19 protein-coding genes are annotated in these 15,629 nt (G+C 37.4%); 5 read left to right on the plus strand and 14 right to left on the minus strand.

Features of this window, described 5'->3' with window-relative positions:
* Positions 1–5: 5 nt before the first annotated feature.
* Positions 6–860, minus strand: a complete 855-nt coding sequence (locus COJ96_RS17110; RefSeq protein ID WP_098575042.1) for a patatin-like phospholipase family protein — start codon at positions 858–860, stop codon at positions 6–8.
* A gap of 180 nt (positions 861–1,040) precedes the next feature.
* On the opposite strand from COJ96_RS17110, the gene COJ96_RS17115 reads away from it, so the two are divergent.
* Together COJ96_RS17115 and COJ96_RS17120 are read left to right on the plus strand one after the other, a co-directional pair.
* Complete coding sequence (locus COJ96_RS17115) at positions 1,041–2,168, plus strand: amidohydrolase (RefSeq protein ID WP_098575017.1); 1,128 nt, start codon at positions 1,041–1,043, stop codon at positions 2,166–2,168.
* 309 nt (positions 2,169–2,477) lie between these two features.
* A complete protein-coding gene (locus tag COJ96_RS17120) occupies positions 2,478–3,038 on the plus strand; it encodes a GNAT family N-acetyltransferase (RefSeq protein WP_098575018.1) in 561 nt (186 codons plus the stop codon).
* Positions 3,039–3,089: 51 nt separating this feature from the next.
* Here the strand turns inward: COJ96_RS17120 and COJ96_RS28735 are convergent, their stop codons facing one another.
* Together COJ96_RS28735 and COJ96_RS17125 are read right to left on the minus strand one after the other, a co-directional pair.
* Positions 3,090–3,248, minus strand: a complete 159-nt coding sequence (locus COJ96_RS28735) for a hypothetical protein (RefSeq protein ID WP_180230154.1) — start codon at positions 3,246–3,248, stop codon at positions 3,090–3,092.
* 90 nt (positions 3,249–3,338) lie between these two features.
* Positions 3,339–4,109, minus strand: a complete 771-nt coding sequence (locus COJ96_RS17125) for an SDR family oxidoreductase (RefSeq protein WP_098575019.1) — start codon at positions 4,107–4,109, stop codon at positions 3,339–3,341.
* 222 nt (positions 4,110–4,331) lie between these two features.
* Here COJ96_RS17125 and COJ96_RS17130 point away from each other — a divergent pair, with 222 nt between their 5' ends.
* Positions 4,332–4,748 carry an Hsp20/alpha crystallin family protein gene (locus tag COJ96_RS17130; RefSeq protein ID WP_306460598.1) on the plus strand — a complete coding sequence of 139 codons (417 nt, stop codon included), beginning with the start codon at positions 4,332–4,334 and terminating at the stop codon, positions 4,746–4,748.
* A gap of 49 nt (positions 4,749–4,797) precedes the next feature.
* On the opposite strand, the gene COJ96_RS17135 is transcribed toward COJ96_RS17130, so the two are convergent.
* Positions 4,798–5,268: a FixH family protein gene (locus COJ96_RS17135; protein WP_098575021.1), complete on the minus strand. Its 471-nt coding sequence runs from the start codon at positions 5,266–5,268 to the stop codon at positions 4,798–4,800.
* A gap of 12 nt (positions 5,269–5,280) precedes the next feature.
* On the minus strand, positions 5,281–5,559 hold the full coding sequence (locus COJ96_RS17140; protein ID WP_098575022.1) for a hypothetical protein: 279 nt from the start codon (positions 5,557–5,559) through the stop codon (positions 5,281–5,283).
* Between the two features lie 100 nt (positions 5,560–5,659).
* Here COJ96_RS17140 and COJ96_RS17145 point away from each other — a divergent pair, with 100 nt between their 5' ends.
* Complete coding sequence (locus COJ96_RS17145) at positions 5,660–5,905, plus strand: DNA alkylation repair protein (RefSeq protein ID WP_098575023.1); 246 nt, start codon at positions 5,660–5,662, stop codon at positions 5,903–5,905.
* A gap of 61 nt (positions 5,906–5,966) precedes the next feature.
* Here the strand turns inward: COJ96_RS17145 and COJ96_RS17150 are convergent, their stop codons facing one another.
* The 6 genes from COJ96_RS17150 to deoD form a co-directional block, all read right to left on the minus strand.
* Positions 5,967–6,788 carry a hypothetical protein gene (locus COJ96_RS17150; protein ID WP_098575024.1) on the minus strand — a complete coding sequence of 274 codons (822 nt, stop codon included), beginning with the start codon at positions 6,786–6,788 and terminating at the stop codon, positions 5,967–5,969.
* Between the two features lie 88 nt (positions 6,789–6,876).
* Complete coding sequence (locus COJ96_RS17155; protein WP_098575025.1) at positions 6,877–7,782, minus strand: CobW family GTP-binding protein; 906 nt, start codon at positions 7,780–7,782, stop codon at positions 6,877–6,879.
* A 76-nt stretch (positions 7,783–7,858) separates the two neighbouring features.
* Entirely contained in the window at positions 7,859–9,352 is a 1,494-nt protein-coding gene (locus COJ96_RS17160) for a lmo1851 family serine protease (protein WP_483861183.1), read from the minus strand.
* A gap of 163 nt (positions 9,353–9,515) precedes the next feature.
* Entirely contained in the window at positions 9,516–9,722 is a 207-nt protein-coding gene (gene copZ / locus COJ96_RS17165) for a copper chaperone CopZ (protein WP_098575027.1), read from the minus strand.
* Positions 9,723–9,742: 20 nt separating this feature from the next.
* Complete coding sequence (locus tag COJ96_RS17170; protein ID WP_142333015.1) at positions 9,743–11,932, minus strand: heavy metal translocating P-type ATPase; 2,190 nt, start codon at positions 11,930–11,932, stop codon at positions 9,743–9,745.
* Between the two features lie 221 nt (positions 11,933–12,153).
* Positions 12,154–12,858: a purine-nucleoside phosphorylase gene (deoD, locus tag COJ96_RS17175; RefSeq protein ID WP_098575028.1), complete on the minus strand. Its 705-nt coding sequence runs from the start codon at positions 12,856–12,858 to the stop codon at positions 12,154–12,156.
* 160 nt (positions 12,859–13,018) lie between these two features.
* Between deoD and COJ96_RS29280 the strand changes: the two genes are divergently transcribed.
* Positions 13,019–13,147, plus strand: coding sequence for a hypothetical protein (locus tag COJ96_RS29280; protein ID WP_098575029.1), 129 nt, complete (start codon positions 13,019–13,021; stop codon positions 13,145–13,147).
* Positions 13,148–13,208: 61 nt separating this feature from the next.
* Here the strand turns inward: COJ96_RS29280 and COJ96_RS17185 are convergent, their stop codons facing one another.
* The 3 genes from COJ96_RS17185 to COJ96_RS17195 form a co-directional block, all read right to left on the minus strand.
* The gene (locus tag COJ96_RS17185; protein ID WP_180230155.1) at positions 13,209–13,520 is read right to left on the minus strand and encodes a YodL domain-containing protein; all 312 of its coding nucleotides are present in this window, start codon (positions 13,518–13,520) and stop codon (positions 13,209–13,211) included.
* 195 nt (positions 13,521–13,715) lie between these two features.
* A complete protein-coding gene (locus COJ96_RS17190; RefSeq protein WP_098575031.1) occupies positions 13,716–14,486 on the minus strand; it encodes a sporulation protein in 771 nt (256 codons plus the stop codon).
* Between the two features lie 11 nt (positions 14,487–14,497).
* The gene (locus COJ96_RS17195) at positions 14,498–15,295 is read right to left on the minus strand and encodes a serine/threonine-protein kinase (protein WP_098575032.1); all 798 of its coding nucleotides are present in this window, start codon (positions 15,293–15,295) and stop codon (positions 14,498–14,500) included.
* Positions 15,296–15,629: the final 334 nt, after the last annotated feature.

Consider the following 15,629-nt stretch of genomic DNA (forward strand, 5'->3'; position numbering starts at 1 on the left):
TTCTTTTAATTCTTAATATAGTTAATTATCGTTGACATAGATGCTCTAGCATCTTCGTAGCCCTGATTGTAAAGCTCTTCCAGCCTATGGGGATTCCGTTCCATTCTACCGACCTTTAATGGCTGGGATGGGCGGATAATCAAAACATTCCCTTTTTTCTCTTCCTGCTCAACATATTCGACCGTTTCATTATATATTCGATATCGGTTCCTAAGGGACTGTTGCAAGCCTTTGTATTCTGGATACTTACGATCTACCAGAAAATGAAACTTTGAGGGCTTTTTCAAATACCCTTCATTTCTTGTAAGAATCACGATATTTTTTGCAAATCCATCCTGTTGTGCTTTCTTGATTGGAATGGGATCGCTAATCCCCCCATCAAGTAATATTTTATCTTTAAAACGGACTTCAGGTGCAATAAATGGAAGGGAGCTTGATGCCCGTATTACGGTTAAAAGGTCATCTCTGTAATCCTTTTTCTTAAAATAAACAGGCTCTCCTGTCAGACAATCTGTTGTCCCCACAACAAATTCTGAAGGACTATTGTAAAAAACATCATAATGGAACGGGACATGTTTATTTGGAATTTCGTCAAAAATAAAATCCATGCCAAAAAATTGCCGATTTCGAAAATAATTTTTCCACGAAATATATCTAGGGTCGGAAGCATATTCAATCGTAACGGTTTTATTTCTCCCTTTTTGCTTCGACAAATAGGAGGCTGCATTACATGCACCTGCAGATACCCCAATAACATATGGAAAAAATAACTGTGATTCCAAGAAGTATTCAAGGATACCTGCAGTATAAACACCACGCATTCCGCCACCTTCTAGGACCAAACCTACTTGGTTTTCCATGTTGCCTCGCCCTTTCATTGTTAACATTAAACTTCCTTGTCATTATAGACCCCACTTGATTCTTTTACAAAATGATACGACTTTGTTTAAAAAATTTTTTCTGATTGAAACTAATCCCTAGGCACCTAAATTGTTAAAATTTATAAAATAACTATTATCAATGTGAAGAAAGGTTTTATTATGACAAAAATTCTTTTAAAAAATGCAACGGTATATCCTATTACATCAAAGCCGATTCCACATGGAGATATCTTAATTGATGCAGGGAAGATCCTTAAAGTTGGGAAAAATCTTACAACAGATTTAAATGTAAAAATCATTGATTGTGGGAACCAATTTCTTTTTCCAGGCTTTATTGATGTCCATACCCATTTAGGTCTCTATGATGAAGGAACCGGCTGGGCGGGAAACGATGCCAATGAAACAGCTGAAGCTCTTACTCCACATATCCGAGCTATCGACGGGGTATATCCTTTGGACCCGGCATTCTCTGATGCAGTTAAAAGCGGGATCACCACAGCTCATGTCATGCCAGGCAGTGCAAATGTTATAGGAGGAACAACATCTGTCATCAAAACTACAGGTAAAAATATCAAAAAAATGATTATCCAAGAGATTGCAGGATTAAAAATTGCCTTAGGGGAAAATCCAAAAAGAATTCATAGCAATGGCAACAGTGATTCCATTACGCGGATGGGAATTATGGGGATGCTTAGGGAGGCTTTTTACCAAGCAATCCACACGGATAATCCAGACTCGCCTAGAGTCGCACCGATTATTATGGCCATCAAAAGAGAAATTCCCGTTAGAATCCACGCACATCGTGCTGATGATATTATTTCTGCTCTTCGCTTCGCAGAAGAATTTAAGCTTGACTTGAGAATAGAACATTGTACTGAAGGCCATCTTATTGCAAGTGAACTTTCAGGGGTGAATTTAAAAGTTTCCGTTGGTCCAACCTTAACACGAAGATCCAAAGTCGAATTGAAGAATAAAACCTGGAAAACGTATCAAGAACTGACGAATCATGGTGTAGAAGTTTCTATTACCACGGATCATCCCTATACACCCATCCAATACTTAAATATTTGTGCGAGCCTTGCTGTCAGAGAGGGTTTACCAGAGCAGAAAGCACTTGAAGGAATTACAATTCTGCCGGCCAAGAACTTAAGAATAGACAGTCAAGTTGGAAGTATCGAGGAGGGAAAGGAAGCAGATTTAGTGCTTTGGAGCCATCATCCTTTCCAATACTTTGCTAAGCCGAAATGGACGATGATTGGCGGCGAAATGGTCTATCAAGAAGCGTAGATTATTGCTGAAAATTGGTAAAAAATATTATCGAAAAATCCACAAAAAACCTATTTATTTTTTATCTTTTTTCTTGTATCATACTTTTAGTGAAGCCGTTAAAACCTAAAATCTTTGGAGGTTTACGAACATATTCTTGTTAACAAAAAAATGATATAGGGAAGGCAAATGGTGCGCCACCAGTATTACTGGTTCTAGTGGGTTCGATTCCCACCCCGAAATTTTTTAGTAACTTTATAAAAAATTTCGAGGGTGGACCGGACCGTTTCTTTTGACATGGGATCGGAATGCCCTAATGGAGGGTTATTCATGCTTAAAAAACGTGATCTTCATGACAGCCACACACTGTACGAATTAATGACGCATCCTGATGTCTTCCCATTTGTGCGCCAAAAAGCTGATACCTATGAAGAATTCTTATTTATGACAAAACAAACCATTGAGGCCGAAGACCGTGGTGAATTAATATCACGAACCATTCTTGATGAATGGGGTGTACCGATTGGTACCATTAACCTTTTTGATATTGAGGAAAATGCCGGATTTTTAGGAACATGGCTTGGCAAGCCTTACCACGGCAAAGGTTATAATAGTCCGGCGAAAGATGCCTTTTTTCAGGAACTATTTTATGAATTAGGAATCGAAACCGTCTTTATGAGAATACGGAAGGTTAATATTCGCTCAATCAAAGCAGCTGAAAAACTACCTTATGTAATAAAAGCAAACGAAACGAGAAAATCTATATATGAACAATTGAATGCCAATGGTGATGTATATGATTTGTATGAAATACCTAAGGATCAGTACACTTTCTATCTTATGCGGAATGGCGCTGTCCAATCAGACGATTCACAATTGTTGGAAGCGTAAAAAAGCAATCGGCTTTGTCCGATTGCTTTTTGTTTAGAATTTTATTAATTATTATTCTGTTACGTTTTGTTCAATCGCTTCATTCACGTCATTAAGACCCATTTGGAGCAAAAATTCGTCTAATTCCTCATTTGTTAATGTTTCAAAGCGGCCATCATGAAAAAATACCTGGGTTTGATTAGGATTTATTCTGTTCATATTAAAACTCATATTCTTTGCTCCTTTCATCGATGATTATTATCTATTATCCACAAAAGGAGGAGTTTTCATTCAGAAAATCAAATAGTTCAAAAAATTATACTAATTCTTATGTATCTTCCCTAATACATCCATTCCCCCAGTAATAGGAATGATACTCCCTGTAATAAAATCCGAATTTTCTTCAACCAAGAATGCAATGACTCTGGCTATATCTTCGCCTGTTCCATACCTGCCAATCGGTGCATTTCCTTCCATTTCCTTTGCATCATGTATATTACTTTCTTTCCATTGGTTAATGATATCCCCTGGACAAACCATATTTGCTGTAATTCCATATTCCGCTTCCTCTATCGCTATAGTTCTTGTTAGGGAGGCCAAACCTGTCTTTGCTGCAGCAAAGGCTGACCGATATATCCAACCTGGTGAAGTTTCAACGCGATCATACCCGAATGTAATAATTCTCCCCCATTTTTGGTTACGCATGGAAGGGATAACTAGTTTAGACAAATAAAAAACAGAGCTTAAATTCCCTTGGACTACATAATTCCATTCTTCGAAGGAATAGTCTGCGAGCTTTTTTCGTTCTTGGATGTATGGACCTGCATTATGTACTAAAACGTCCACAGTCTTGTAGACAGCAAGTGTTTCATTAACAATTCGGATACAATCCTTCTCGATCGCCACATCTCCTTGAACAGTAATGTTTTTGGTTCCAAAACATTCAGTCAATTGGTTTGCTAAAGAAATTGCTTCTGTTTCACTATTACGATAGTTTATGGCTAACTGATAACCATTTTCCGCTAAATATAAAGCAGTCTTTTTGCCAATACCAGTTGCTCCCCCCGTAATCAGAGCTGTTTTCTTATTCACAAATCATTACCTCTCTATGTTTAGTATATCTCTCTTAACTATTTGTTAACTAGACATGTTTAGTCACAATTTTTGTACATTCATATTGACTTAGGTTTTTATAACGCATGGGCAAGTGTTAGCATATGATACAAATATCTAAGTAACACGGAAAGGATGAGATCATTGTTCCCGTGGAATATATTCCCTTTTGATAAAAATATAAAGGAAAAGATGGCAAAAATGAAACCGGAAGAAATTAATAATTATGTTCAGGATGTATTAGGGAAAATCATGCCTGGAAATATGAAAGCGGGAATAAATCCAGCGGAGATGTTCCAGGGATTCCAATCATCAGGATCCTCACCTTTATCTAATAGTGACGGATTAAATGCAGCTGCATTTGAGACTCATAATTATGTATACGTTAGAATTTCAATAAAACAGGAGGAATGGATTAAGCAGCTTCGAATTTATCACACATCCAATCAACTTATTGTGGAGCATATCCCTCGTCATGAAGATAAACACACGATAACCCTCCCAGCTATTGTAAAAAAGAAAGGGGCATCTGCTACCTTCAAAGATGGCGTACTTGAAGTCAAAATCCCTAAAAATATTGATTTGCAGTTTTCACAAATAGACGTTACAGAAATTTAACCAAGCAAACGTATTCAATTTATTGGACAGCAAATCTGCTGTCCACCCTTTATTTACCATTATTTGATTCCTTCATATTATCCATATCCATGTTATCCATTGAGTTCTTTGCATTAGCATCCTCAGGTTCACTTGGGGTCCCGACAACAAACTCCTTTTTAGGCATGTTGTGCATATCTCTTGCAGTCACATGAGAGATGATATAATACGTCCCCTCTTGATTGAAAGATTTTTCAAGGCGATAGATTCCATTTTTAGAATGTTTTATTTCTACTTTTTCATGGTTGTCATTCTTTGCTCGCCAAATCTCAAAGATAACTTCTGCATCCTCCACCTGATCTTTTCCCTGGGTAACTTTCGCTTCAAATGTGACCGGCTTGCCCAGTTCACCTGGATTGGGTTTGATCGACAAGTCTACATCAACCATTTGCGGCAGATTATCCTCTTGTTCTTTTTTATTACAGGAAACAACGATATTTAAACAAAGAACAATCACCAATAAAACGAAAAACTTTTTCAAGGTCTCTCTCTCCTATCTTATTTCTTCCATCACTTTATTATGAATTTTTATTAACTGTACCTTAGCTTCTGGTGAAACTGTTGAATCACTCACTCTATTAATGGCAGAAAAATATTTCTCAAATTTGTTCTTTCTTACTCTCGGATGTGAATTTTCATCGAGAAGCTCTTTTTTTATTGCTTCTAGCAATGTCTCCTTACTGCTTTGCCCCATCGTTTCAAGTAACCGATGATTCCAAATCAGCCGATATTGTTCTAATAAATAATCAAAGGATACCTTTTCAATAGGCAAAAACAATCCCCCCTTTTTGTCTTCCCTTGCATTGTTACATATTTACTTACTACATTGCAAAAAATAACTTTTAACAAGACCGAGAAAGGAGAATCCTAATATGTCGACACCTTATAAATGTCCAAATTGCAAGACCAATCGAAGCCGTTTTAATGTGATCCAACAAGTATCTCATTCTGTTAAACTTGACCCACAATCAGGGGAAGTTATCAAAGAGTATGCCGAAAACGATTTAGAGCCCTTTCATCTCCCTTACAATGGCCCAGACTATCGAATACAATGCGGTGCTTGTGGGTTAATAGAAGATGAACGAACATTTATCAAATTTGGAGAACAGCCATTATAGCATTATCATCAAACAAAAACATCCCTAATTGGTGTGTCCAAATTGAGGATGTTTTTGTTTTTTATTTAAATTTATTTTCCTTAAGAAAATCCTTTGAATCCACTTTCCATGCGTCAAGCGGTGAAAATCTAATTAGGTGAATGTCTCCCCTAAAAGTTTGTCTTCCTCTATTTTTAATATACCAGTCAATTTCCACTGGTACGTCCAAACTGATTTCTTCTGTTAAATCCTCTGCTGGCAATAGTTCGATTCGAGAAAGTCTAATATTTTCAACATCTTCTAAAATGGGTCGCCAATTAATTTTTTGTAGTGAGGCTAGCGATGTAATTCGGCTGTCCTGCTGCTTAAATCCGGCTACATAGGCATTTATGACTTCATATGGATTCGCAGAACCTAAATACTGATTTAATTTCCCTGAAGCTTTCAATACCATAAGCATATGCGATAAGTCCATTGAGTTCGTACGATGTGTGTTACTGCCATAGAAATGAATACAAAAGTGTCCTGGAAAGTTATTCTGAAGTGCACCTGCGCCATGGGGCATCCCATGCATGGAACCTGCAATCCACTGGTCTTTATGAATAACAATAATGGCCCTGCGTTTCCAGCTCCATTTGCCCCCGTATATTTTTTTCATGATCTTCGTATCCTTGGAAGTTAAGGGTTGTACGTCCGCATGGTGGCTCCCCGCCCGTCTTTGCACTTTAAACTTTTTACCCGTTTCTACATCCAAAACAGTAAATTTTGTGTATTTAGGAAGAATTTGATCAACTTCCTTCCAATTCAACATCTCAATATTATAACTAATGTTTGATGCAGCTTTAACCTCTTGACCATTTAGGAGGATATGAATAAAAACAAAAAAAATAACTACCCTCTTCATCGCATCCTCCTTTAAAGTAATAAACTTTGCCACATTAAAAGAGTTACCTGAAGAGGAAATAATCATTCATTCAATCACGGTATTTTTGTCATTTCTCAAGATTTTCTAATTGTGTTTTAATTCCGTTCCAATCAATATTCTCACCGATAAAGACAAGGTTTAATGGCATATTCATATCCTGTTTCATATATAAGGGCATGCCGTAAGAAAATTGAAATAAAAAAGGGAGCTTTGAAAAATCAAACTTAAGATAGCCTTTAATACGGTAAATCGTATCCGGCAGCTTTTTCAAAAAATCCTCAAATTCTGTTTGGCTGATTGCTGATTCAAATTGGTAAACAAAGGTCGTTAAATTAAGATGGACAGGTTGTGTCACCTTATCAACTGACACGGAAAGTTTTCGCAACTGGTCGATAGAAACCTGAGAAAAATTAGTCAGAAGGCATCTTGCATTTGGATTTATCGACTGAATTTCAAAAGTGATCTTTGCTTGCTCACTCTCTGTTAATTCATTCAACTTGTTAACAAGAATATAGTCCGCATGTCTCACCTGCTCTAGAATCAATTGCTGAAGTTGTGGACTTAATAATTTTCGAACTAACCACCTTGTCCCATCAACGGTGGTGATAATCCCCTTTATGATTAATTTATCTGCAAATAAGGGGGAAAGAATCGCATCTAAAACCTCCACAGGGTGTGCAGCTCCGGTTGTCTCGATATAGATTACTTCTGGTTCTTCCTCTACCAATAGACCTTGTAATTGGGCTTCAAGCTTATCCTGAATGGAACAGCAAATACAACCGCCCAGGAGTTCTTTTAATGTAACATCTTCCTCATCGACTATATCAGAATCAATGGAGACCTTGCCTAATTCATTCATCATGACAGCCGTTTTTCTTCCTGTTCGCTGTTCATCCTCTAATAATTGTTTGAGAAGGCTGGTTTTCCCGCTCCCTAAAAAACCGGATAAAATATAAACCTCAGCTTTTTTCATTGTCAAAACCCTTCCATTCATTGATGGTTACTTAAAAAAATGGACCCAACTTCTAGGGAAGTCGGGTCGCTATTGTTTATTTCATCGTTCCCTTTAATACTTTTATCGCCTCTTGCATTTGTGTATCATTATTTTTAATTTTGTCTCTTAATAATTCCATTAATTTTAAGGTAGAATCGCCTTTTAGAATTCCATTAGCCGGTAGCTTTTGAGCCTTTTGGAAAGCAGTGACGGCAGCTTTTGTCTTTTTATCAAAGAACCCGTCTGTACGGCCAGGGTTATATCCAACTGCTTTTAACATTTTCTGTGCAGTCTGTACTTCTGTTCCCGAACTAGATTGTTTTAATTCTTTATCCGGATTTATGATTGTTAAGGTTGCATAATCAGGCAAGGCAACTGCCACATCAGGATTAATCCCCTTTTTATGGATCCAATTACCGTTAGGTGTTAACCATTTTGCGGTTGTAAATTTAAGATTGGAACCATCCTTAAAGTCGGAAGCCGTTTGCACAGTTCCCTTCCCAAAAGACTTTTCTCCAACTAGTTTTACACCTGCAGATTCTTTTACAGCTCCGGCAAGGATTTCTGATGCACTAGCACTGCCTTTATCAATCAAGACAACTAAAGGAAGATTTGGATTCCCTTCATTTTGCGACGGATACTCTTTGATCTTTCCATTACGATCTTCTACTTTTAAAATAAGTTTTCCTTTTGGAACGAACATACTGGAAATCGAGATGGCTTGGTCTAAAAGACCTCCTGGGTTTTGACGTAAGTCTAATACAAGTCCCTTCATTCCTTTACCATTCAATTCATTGAGCTTTTCTACAAGTTCCTTTGCAGTATTACTTGAAAAACTGGTAATTTGAACCTTTGCAATACCATCGCCAGCCATTTCACCATAAACCGTTTCAATCGGAATCTCATCTCTAATAATTGGGACTGTCATTGGTGTATCTGTTCCAGGCCGTTGAATGGATAACACTACCTTCGTACCTTTTTTGCCACGAATCAAAGTTACTGCTTGAGTTGAATTCATGCCTTGGAGGCTTTTTCCATTCACGGACATAATCATATCATTAGGTTTTAAACCAGCTTTTTCCGCTGGAGAGCCTTTAATTGGAGATACAATAATAATATGCCCGTCTTTTTCCTGAATTTCGGCCCCTATACCTTCAAACGAAGAAGAAATACTGCCATGAAAGCTTTCGGCCTCTTCATTGCTCATATAATCAGAATAGGGATCATCGAGTGACTCCACCATTCCGTTGATTGCTCCATTAATAGCCTTTTTTTGATCGATTTCTTTGTAATAACCAGTCTTTAATGTATCAAAAGCTTCATAAAGTTTATTAAATTCTGGTCGTTCCGTTCCTACAGTAACTACCTTTTCATCCCCAAATGCAAGTGCAAATGTTGTAATCCCCGCAGAAAGGAACACTACCATAAACAATAGCATGATAAAATGAAATTTCTTTAATCGTATGTATCCTGTCTTGTTTTCGTTTGTCTGCTCTTGTTCGATATTGGTATTTTCCACTTTTTCTTGTCCAATTTTCTCATCTTCCAAAGCCTTCACCACTTTCATTCACCATAAAAATTAACTCTTAGTGATTAGAATAACATCTTTTACAGAAAATTAACAAAGAAAAGTTAATGAAATTAATAATATTCGCAGGAATCCGATATTCACAATAAACGGCACCTACCAATATAGTAGGTGCCGTTCGTATCTATTCTACATCATAGCCTTGGTCTTCAACGGCTTCTTTTAGCTTCGTGACTGGGGCTTTACTTGAATCATGATCTACCTCAACCTTTCCATCCTTTAGTGAAACATTTACCTTGCTTACCCCTTCAACACCTAGAAGTGCTGTTTTGACAGCTTTTTCACAATGTCCGCAAGTCATTCCTGTAACTTGTAATGTTGTTTTCTCCATAACGATTACCTCACTTATTTTTATATATTCATTCTCTTCAATCGAAGGGAATTAGAAACTACTGAAACTGAACTAAATGCCATGGCTGCACCAGCAACCCATGGGGCTAACAATCCTAAAGCTGCTATCGGTATTCCCCCTGTATTGTATACAAGAGCCCAGAACAGATTTTGACGAATATTTTGCATTGTTTTTTTACTTAAAGCCATCGCTTTTGGAATTAAGGTTAATTCACCGCCAAGAATCGTGATATCTGCTGCTTCAATGGCCACATCTGTCCCAGTACCAATTGCTATTCCGATATCAGCAACTGCAAGAGCTGGGGCATCATTAATGCCATCACCGACCATCGCCACTTTAAGACCTTTTGACTGTAATTCTTTCACATGATTAGCCTTTTCCTCTGGCAGTACTTCTGCAATGACATTTGCGATTCCAACTTGATGTGCAATCGCCTTGGCTGTCCGCTCATTGTCACCGGTTAACATAAACACATCAATCCCTAAATGCATCAATTGCTGCACGGCTATTTTTGCCGTTTCTTTCACTGTATCAGCTACTGCAACCACACCGACCATAGTAGAATTAATAGCAATAAACATAGCTGTTTTTCCTTCGTTTTCTAAACGAGACAAATCTTTTTCTCCCGCTTGGCTGGCAATATTTTTCAGATTCATTAACTTTCGGGTGCCAACGAATATTTCATCATCACCAATTTTCGCTTCAATTCCATACCCTGGTACAGCCTTAAACCGTTTAACAGGAAGAGTACTTGATCTTTTTTCCATCCCGTATCTTACTATTGCTTCTGCTAATGGATGTTCGGAAGACTTCTCAGCGGATACAAGATATTGGAGAACCTTTTTCTCCTCCTCATATGCAATAAAATCAGTGACAATGGGTTGTCCTTTTGTAATGGTGCCTGTTTTATCGAGAATGATTGCATTAATCTTATGAGCTGTTTCTAAATGTTCTCCACCTTTAAAGAGGATACCCATTTCTGCTCCTTTCCCTGTCCCGACCATAATTGATGTCGGCGTTGCCAGGCCAAGTGCACATGGACATGCAATCACGAGAACAGCTATGGCTGTTTCAAGGGCGGAAGAAAATTCACCAGGGCGGACAAAGAAATACCAGATCAAAAAAGTAATCAACGAAATAGCCACAACAATGGGGACAAAATATCCTGATATGGTATCAGCGACACGTTGAATTGGCGCTTTGCTGCCTTGTGCTTCTTCGACAATTTTAATTATTCCAGCAAGTGCTGTATCTTTACCTACTTTCACTGCTTTTATTGTCAAGGTACCATTTTTATTGATGGTCGAACCTATGACTGTATCACCAACAGCTTTTTCGACCGGAATCGATTCACCGGTTATCATGGACTCATCAACAGATGACTGACCTAAAGTTACTTTACCGTCAACGGGAATTTTTTCACCTGGTTTCACTAATAAAAGATCGGAAACCTTCACCTCGTCTATAGCGATTTGCCACTGCTTTCCATCTCTAATCACTGTAGCCTCCTTTGCTTGGAGACTTAGTAATTTAGAGATAGCAAGCGTAGTCTTCCCCTTTGCAATCGTTTCAAATAACTTTCCCAAAAGAATTAAAGTAATCAGCACGGCGCTAGTTTCAAAATAAAGATGCGGCATATAGGCCCGGTTTTCAATTGTTTTCACTCCTTCAGCAAGGCTGTAAAAATAGGCTGCAGAAGTTCCCAAGGTAACAAGGACATCCATATTAGCACTTTTATTTTTTAATGCTTTAAAAGCACCTACATAAAATTGACCGCCAATATAAAATTGCACAGGAGTAGCCAAAAGCAACTGAAACCATGGATTCATCAATAGGTGTGGCATAACCAATCCTAGATCCACTGGAATATGCGCAAGCATCGTATATAAAAGTGGAATGGACAAAATAACCGATAGTAGAAACTTTCGTTTTTTCCCCTGTAATTCCTCTTCTTTATATTGCTGTTTTTGTTCTGCTTCATCAAATCGTGCACCGTAGCCAAGTTTTTCTATTTTAGCAATAATATCATTACTCGAAACTTGTTCAGTATCAAAAGAAATAGCCGCTGTCTCCATGGCCAAATTGACATTTGCTTGTACACCATCCATTTTATTTAGAACCTTTTCTATTCTGCTCGAACAGGCCGCACATGTCATTCCAGTAATATCTAATTTGAGCTGCTCTTTCATTTTAATCACCTCTAATACTTATACTATACCCCCGGAGTGTATATTTCGTCAAAGGAATAATTTCAAAATCATATTATTTTAAATTTAAGCCTAATTAAAACGCCTTTCGATGATATTTATCACAGTGAAGTTTGTTTTTATTAATTCTCCATTTTATTGGTGAGTTCCTGTTATCTAAATAAATTTAAAGCCTCATCCTATATGGAAGAGGCTTGTGGAGATTATTCCTTTATAGCTGCTTCTAATGCTACTTCAATCATATCGTTAAAGGTTAGTTGTCTTTCTTCAGATGTGGTTTCTTCCCCTGTTAGGATGTGATCACTAACAGTTAGAACGGATAGTGCTTTGCGGTCAAATTTAGCAGCTAATGTATATAGTGCTGTTGTCTCCATTTCAATCGCGAGAATTTGATACTTAGCCCACTTTTCCAACTCTGCATTATCATTGTAGAACGAATCTGCTGTAAAAATATTTCCTACTTTCAAGTTAAGCCCTTTTGCCACCCCAGCATCATATGCCTTTCGAAGTAAATCGAAGTTTGCTGCAGGGGCAAAATCGACATGACCAAAGGTAAGTCGATTCATATTAGAATCTGTAGAGCTTGTCATCGCAAGTATGACATCACGAACCTTTACATCTTTTTGAATAGCTCCACATGTTCCCACTCGAATAAGATTTTGGACATTATAGCTTTGCATTAGTTCATTTATATAAATAGAAATAGATGGAACGCCCATCCCAGTCCCTTGAACCGAAATTCGCTTCCCTTTATAGGTCCCCGTAAAACCAAACATATTCCGAACTTCATTGTAACATATCGCATCTTCTAAGAATGTTTCTGCAATATATTTTGCCCGAAGCGGATCTCCCGGCAGTAATACTGTCTCTGCTATTTCGTTTTCTTTTGCACCAATATGTACACTCATTAAAAATCCTCCAATCAAGAACTACGCACAGTATTTAATGGTTAAAACTGTATCAATGACAATATATCATAAACATTTTCCAATGAGAAACTCTGCAATGAAATAGACATGAATTTTTTAATTTGTGGAAAGCTATTTTTAGATAGGAGGGAGATTATTCATGGGTAAAAAACATCGAAGCCGCATTAATTCACCAAAGAAAAATAACCACATCCCTGCTGAGGCTATCGTAGCTGAACACGAAGCACATGCAAAAGAGCACAATGCAACAGGCGGACGAAAACATTAAGAGAACCAACCGTTTAGCTGCAGAAAATAAACCTAAGGAGTTGACCTTAGGTTTTTTAGAGTTATAGGAGAACGATTCTGTTTATAGGAAACCATCCACCAGGTTTTAATTGATAATAATGCTGGCCGCCACGGCCTTCATCAATTAATACAATATCTCCAGTGGAAAGAAATCTTCCCTTATAGTTTGCAGGAATTCTATCGGTAACATTAAAGCGGCTGAAGGTTTCCTCTAAGCACTTTTTGCGGCTGGATGCTGGAACCATCGTTCGATAAACCTCTTTATGCCCCTTATGTTCACGATACCTTGGAGTTTGAAAGATCGTAACATCATATTGCATTCTAGCTCTTTTTGTTAAAACTTTGATCATCATAATCCTCCAATTATTAGAATTTAATGTCTATTCTAATAATTAGCGATGCCACCTTTTGATTCCTCCCTAGAACTTCCATTTTTTTGTCGAAAAACACTTTTTTTATCCAGACAGGATGATTCTTGTGATAAATTATCGAATAAAGATGGAACGTTATAAAAAAATAGGACCATACTGGCCCTATTTCCATTGGTTTTATGAATATCGTTGAATTAAACTTTGAATTTTTTGTTGTAAATATGGGATATCTGCATTTGATACTGAGAGGCGCACATTGGTCTCATCTGTCCCTAAAGCTTCCGAGAACAACCCTGATAATCCTCTTGCCCGCCTATCTACTTGAAACATAATATCGAGGTTACCATTCCCTGACGGAAAGAAAACAACTTCTAATTCATCTAGTTTGCCTCGAAATGCTCCTGAAGTTGGGACGAATTCAAATTCTTGAACAAATGGTAATCTTCCACGTAATCTCCGCGGTGCTTCTTCACAATCTGCCTCACGAATTCTAAAGCCTAACTGATCAATGGCAGTAAACACAGCAGACATCAATGGATTGGGGACAACTTTGAGATAATCTTTATCACTTGGGTCAACACCGCCTTTAATATCAAGGCCTGTTGTTACCCAAACTTTTGATCTTCCAATGGAAAGTGGTGTATCAAACGGAAGTTGAAATGAAAAAGGAATGTCTTTTTTCTCATTCGGACGAATAACAAAAGGAGTAGTCAATCTAAACTTGTCAATTGCGGCTGTAACCGTATATTTTTTGTCATCCGATTCTCTTAAATAAGTGGTATTTAAGGTTAGATAAATCTCATCCACTTGCTGCTCCACCTTGCCGCCTTTAATCTCAACTACACCATTAACTGTCTCTCCTGGCATATAGGTATCTTTTTCAAGCTTTGTGTCTACAGCTGCAGACCCAATTCCTACACTGGCAAATACTTTGTTAAAAAAAGACATCTTTCTTCCTCCTAGATTAAGTATAAATTTATTATTTCAGCTCTTATTTCAGCACAGTTCTCATATGCAGGTTCGATTTGCAAGAGCCTTCTAATTATGTGTTTCGCTTGGTTCGAGATTTTCAGTTCCTCTTCCCAGCTTTTTTCATGTATGTTTTTTGAAAAAGTAAAATTAGAATACAGCAAAAACAATAGGAAATGTCCAAGTCCATAGAAATCCGCTTGGAGATTTATTTCTTTACGCAAATGATTTTCCTTCGTTTTTACTACGTCATTTTCCTGATGGAAATGTCTACCCAACCCTAAATCGATCAGCTTTACGTTTGAACCATCGGTAATGACATTGGGAATGCGAATGTCACGATGGACTATTTTAAGGTTGTGCAAATATTCTAGTGGTGTAAGTAATTCATGGACAATTTGAAAGGCTTCTTTTTCTGAAATTTTCCTTCCTTCTGAAAAAATGAGCTGCTCGAAATTCATGCCCGCAATAAATTCCATGGTGTAAAAGGGAATGTTTTTATAGTTCCCCCCCTCAAAATACCTTGGAAAACTTGGATGATCAATCGAATCTAACAGTTCTTTTTCTAATTCAAAACTTCTTCGCCCAGATCGGATCAATCTTTTATGAAGACGTAAGGCTTTTAGAACCTTTTTCTGCCCACTTTCCAAATCATACACTAAATAACTATGACCATAACCACCTGCTCCAAGATGGGTAATCACCTGGTATCGCTCAGCGATTAGTTCATTTTTTGGAAAGGGTTTTTCCAATAAATTTGATATGAGTAAAGCGATTTTCTTCATCATAAATTACACCCGATTACATTTAGCTGCTAAAAAAACTACTACTTTTATATTTCTTTTTATAATAATGGTGTCCTAAGTTGTTGTGCTTATAGTGATTCCTTTTCTTCCAGGCATCACTTGAGGAACTATACTTGTGATGTGACTTGCTTCCAAAAATCATTTTAAGGATTTTTTTTAACATCTCATTCCCCTCCTCACCTTCGTAAATAATTATACGTATCCATAAAGTAAAGGTTTCATGATCTGGAAATATTATTTAAATAAGTCTTACTGATAGTTCTACACACAACAAAAAGCGAGCATTGAATGCTCGTCTTCAGACTGTCGACAAATC

The organism is Bacillus sp. AFS073361, from assembly GCF_002567005.1.
Classification (GTDB): Bacteria; Bacillota; Bacilli; order Bacillales; family Cytobacillaceae; genus Neobacillus.